This is a genomic window from uncultured Clostridium sp. (assembly GCF_937920395.1).
Classification (GTDB): Bacteria; Bacillota; Clostridia; order Clostridiales; family Clostridiaceae; genus Clostridium_AD.
Map to the genome: position 1 here is coordinate 1 of NZ_CALEVF010000272.1, position 3,087 is coordinate 3,087.

The following is a 3,087-nucleotide window of genomic DNA, read 5'->3' on the forward strand; positions in this document are numbered from 1 at the left end:
CTATATAAAAATGCAGCTGATGCTCCCATTGATATTAACGAATCCATATTAGGACTCAACCTCACTAAAGACTTAAATCCCACTATAAAATATCTTCTACCGGTAATCATTATGGGCAGAACGAGTATTAATTCTAACGTTGCGAACTCTCTTAGATGCATCATAGGATCTATAACACTCGGTAACATAATATTTAATTTTCCAGTAATCATTGGCACCATTGCAACTAAAAGTAGTGGCACACCAAATATTGCAGATATTAAAAATCTATTCCATAAAGCCTTTATATCTTTTTCCTTCTTTTCTTTATCAAGATCTATATTACTTTCCTCTTCGAGTGCCTTGTAACCACCTTTTGCTATTGCCTTTTTTATATCATTTGTTTTAACTAATGATGGCTCAAAAGAAATAGTTAATTTTTCTGTGGCATAATTAACATTTGACTCTATTACTCCATTAAGTTTTCTAGTTATTCTTTCTATGTTCTTTGCACAAGATGCACAGGACATTCCTTCTAGCTTTAGAGTTTTATTAGTTGTTTGAACCAATAATTTATATCCGGCCTTCTGAACTGCATTTTGTATATCAGATAATTTTATCAATGAATTATCATAAATTATCTTTAATTTTTCTGTGGCAACATTTACAGTAGCTTCTTGAACACCAGGTAATTTTTTTGTAACTCTTTCAATTGCTTTTGCACATGCCGCACAGGTCATGCCTTCAATGTTAAGTATCTTATTTTCCATACTAAAACCCTCCTTATATTATTTGTTACCGATTAATTTAGAAAGTAACTCCATTATTTCATCGACTTTTTCTTCGCCTGTATTATTAACAAATGCGTCTTTTACACAATGATTCAAATGTTGTTTCAATATATGCATATTTGCTTTTTTTAGTAATGACTGCGCAGCTATTATTTGATTAGATACATCTATACAATATCGACCATCATCCATCATTTTTATTATTCCTTCAATTTGACCTTTAGATGTCCTAAGTAATTGAATTGCTTGCACTTTATCCTGATTCAACTAAATCTCCCCCTTTTTATATATCTAAAAGTGAAATGGTTTAACCTATTACCCTTCCCTATAGGGGGGGAGGGTATTCCACAAAATATAATGAATTAATAATATATTTTCTTTAATCATATTATATCAATTCATTATGTAGATTTTATGAAGAAAAGCTACATAATGAATTGTTTTATAAATTTACCCCTGAACTGTATAAAAAATTATAAGTGAAAAGGTTATAAGTAGTATTAATATTATTGTTTTTAAATACTTAGGTGTCTTAACACCTTTATATTGCTCAATTTTATAATTATTATTTCTTTTTGTTAAGTAATATTGAATTATTAACCCAGCAACTATAAATACTGCGCTTAATAAATGGGATATCGAAAATGGTCCCCAAATCGTTGGATTAACTCTAAAGAACTCAACAAAACCTCTAATTAATGAGAAACCTATAATATAATTAACAAACAATTGACCATCGTACTTCTGATTTTCACTTTTTCTCCACAAAATAATAAAGAGAATGTAATCTAAAATAAATTCGTATACCTGAGCAGGATGCAAAATGTTACCCCCAACACTAACTCCCCAAGGCATAATATGTGTCATCACCTTACCAAACACATCACATCCAACTCGTCCTATGCCTTGCGCAAGTGCCACAGCAACTACAAAAATATCCGCTAATCTAAAGAATGATATTTTAACCCTAATAGAATAAATGTATCCTACCAACATTGCAACTAGAATTCCACCATGTATAGATAATCCACCTTCATTTATTTTTAACATTTCAATTGGGTGAGTAAAATAGAAAGAAGGATTATAAAAAAGTATATAAAATAATCTAGCACCGACTACACCACCTATTACTGCAATGATTGCTAAATTAAACATAATGTCATCTTTTATCCCTCTTTTCTTTGCTTGCCACTCTACAAATAACATTGCTGAAATAATACTAATTGCAACCATTAGGCCAAAAAAATACACATGAAACGGACCAACACTAAATAATTCTTTCATTATCTATTCTCCCTTATTCTATTAATTTTAATTTCTAATATATCTACATACTCTAATATATCTACATACAATTATTACAAAATAATATAAAGAAATTATGAAGATTTACTCCATGCTATATTTTTATACCTCATATAATATACTGTCCTGTCTTATCTTAAAATTTTAATAAGAATATATATAGTTCTATCTATCTGAGATTAAAATCAATATTACACATTACAAATAAATTAAACTATTAATACCATTTGATTATATAAATATACATTATAATATTCTTTTAAAATAGTATTTTATGGATTTTGTATATTTCTTCATATCATCTACATATAAGTTTTGTATTATACAAACAAGAGGTGACCTATAATATGAAATATAGTACAGTTAATTTTAAACAGTACAATATGTTATGTGATAAATGTCTAATGAATGTAGCTAAATGTTTAAGTAATCTTGTTGGGATAGAATGCTTAGAAATAAGTTTAGAATCAAAAAAAATAAAAGTTATATATAAAGATAAAACAATTTCTAAAAAAATGATACAATATAAGGTCAATGAGACAATACTTACTGGTAAAGTTAAGAATATAAATAGTAGTCTTATTTAATAATTATATAGAAGTAATCAATGATTTTAACAAAATAATTATTAAATGAATAATAATAAAATTTTATAATTACTCTAAAGTAAGTCTAAAGGAGGATTTTCAATTATATGAATAATCAGGTAAATAATAAAGAAAAAAATAATAGTAATCGTGGCCATAGTTCAACAAGGCATATTCTAATGATGGTACTCTGCTGTGGTCTTCCAATATTGCTAATTGCAGTATTGCCATTATTAAAAATTTGGAATTCTGCTTTTGGAGTTACATTAATATCGATAATACCTTTTCTTTGTCCCTTAATAATGCTACTAATGATGCTAAAAAATTCAAAACGGAACAAATCTTGTCATGATAATAAAGACAAACGACTTTAAAACTATAGCTCAAGACTATGAAATATGTCTTGAGCTATAGTTTTATTATAG

At 27.5% G+C, this 3,087-nt stretch carries 5 protein-coding genes; 2 read left to right on the forward strand and 3 right to left on the reverse strand.

The window, feature by feature from the left end:
• The 3 genes from Q0649_RS17260 to lgt all read right to left on the reverse strand — a co-directional run.
• On the reverse strand, positions 1–749 hold a 749-nt coding region (locus Q0649_RS17260), incomplete at its 3' end, for a copper ion binding protein (RefSeq protein WP_298844915.1).
• A gap of 18 nt (positions 750–767) precedes the next feature.
• Positions 768–1,037 (reverse strand): metal-sensing transcriptional repressor, encoded by a 270-nt coding sequence (locus Q0649_RS17265; RefSeq protein ID WP_298844917.1) that lies wholly within the window; start codon positions 1,035–1,037, stop codon positions 768–770.
• Between the two features lie 183 nt (positions 1,038–1,220).
• Positions 1,221–2,054: a prolipoprotein diacylglyceryl transferase gene (gene lgt, locus Q0649_RS17270; protein WP_298844919.1), complete on the reverse strand. Its 834-nt coding sequence runs from the start codon at positions 2,052–2,054 to the stop codon at positions 1,221–1,223.
• 368 nt (positions 2,055–2,422) lie between these two features.
• Here lgt and Q0649_RS17275 point away from each other — a divergent pair, with 368 nt between their 5' ends.
• Positions 2,423–2,662, forward strand: a complete 240-nt coding sequence (locus Q0649_RS17275; protein ID WP_298844921.1) for a heavy metal-associated domain-containing protein — start codon at positions 2,423–2,425, stop codon at positions 2,660–2,662.
• Positions 2,663–2,769: 107 nt separating this feature from the next.
• On the forward strand, positions 2,770–3,036 hold the full coding sequence (locus Q0649_RS17280) for a hypothetical protein (RefSeq protein ID WP_298844923.1): 267 nt from the start codon (positions 2,770–2,772) through the stop codon (positions 3,034–3,036).
• Positions 3,037–3,087: the final 51 nt, after the last annotated feature.